Source organism: Marinobacter sp. UBA2498 (assembly GCF_002341575.1).
GTDB classification, from domain to species: domain Bacteria; phylum Pseudomonadota; class Gammaproteobacteria; order Pseudomonadales; family Oleiphilaceae; genus Marinobacter; species Marinobacter manganoxydans.
Genome location: NZ_DDOI01000067.1, coordinates 36129 through 36956 on the forward strand (window position 1 = coordinate 36129; position 828 = coordinate 36956).

The 828-nt window shown below is 60.1% G+C and carries 1 protein-coding gene; it reads right to left on the reverse strand.

What is annotated here, in order from left to right; translation table 11 throughout:
* The coding region (locus tag B2W52_RS09395; RefSeq protein WP_286802743.1) for a succinylglutamate desuccinylase at positions 1 to 828 on the reverse strand (828 nt) is incomplete at both ends.

Sequence of the window (828 nt, forward strand, 5' to 3'; positions counted from 1 at the left end):
CCGTTTCTGGCCGGATCATCAGCCCGACTCGATGGCCCACCGGAACCTCCGGATTGGGGAACACAATCGCCTCTGGTGAATGCCCCACCCGGTAACTGGTCTCGTCGTCCTCCCAGATGACTGTGCCGGGCTGATACTCGGTGAAATTGGCGACATCGTCCGGAATGTGGAACCGGAAGTTCTTCCCGGTGTTCAGAATCTCATGCACCACCTCGAACACCGTCAGGTGATCAAACGGCGGCTGCGGCGCAGGTGAGGGTAGCCCCCGGAACCGCCGTCGCAAGGCATCCTGGATGCCGGAAAAGCGCCCCAGATCATTCTGACCAAACGGCCGAACCTTACCCAACTCCATGGTAAAACTCTCGGCCTTCAACAGCGACGAGGAAAACGACGAAAACGTGGTGCCCGCCTTGTGCTGCAGCAGAAGCGTCTCCACCTCCGCCTCCAGCAGAAAATCACGCTGGTCGACCGGAACCGTCCGGCCCTCAACAAACGGATACAGTGCAAACCGCTCCCGGTGTGACGGCCGAATGGCCGTGTGCAGGTCGTAGTGATAGAGCGCCTGGGGATTGGCCATGGCAAACTGCCGGCAAGCCTCCTCAAGCTCCTGCGCCCGCGCAGCCTCGGCCAGCCCCTCATACTCGTTCCGACTATGCGCGCCATCGAACAGCCGATTGAGGTTCACTTCCAGAAAGCGCTTCCCTGCGACCATCGCGGGGGGATTACCCAGAATCAGCAAGACCGGGCAAGCCAGCTCCCATTCGCCCTCAATCAGTTCGGAAACCAGTCCGTTAAGAACCTCAATGGGCGCTGTTTCGTTCCCGTGAA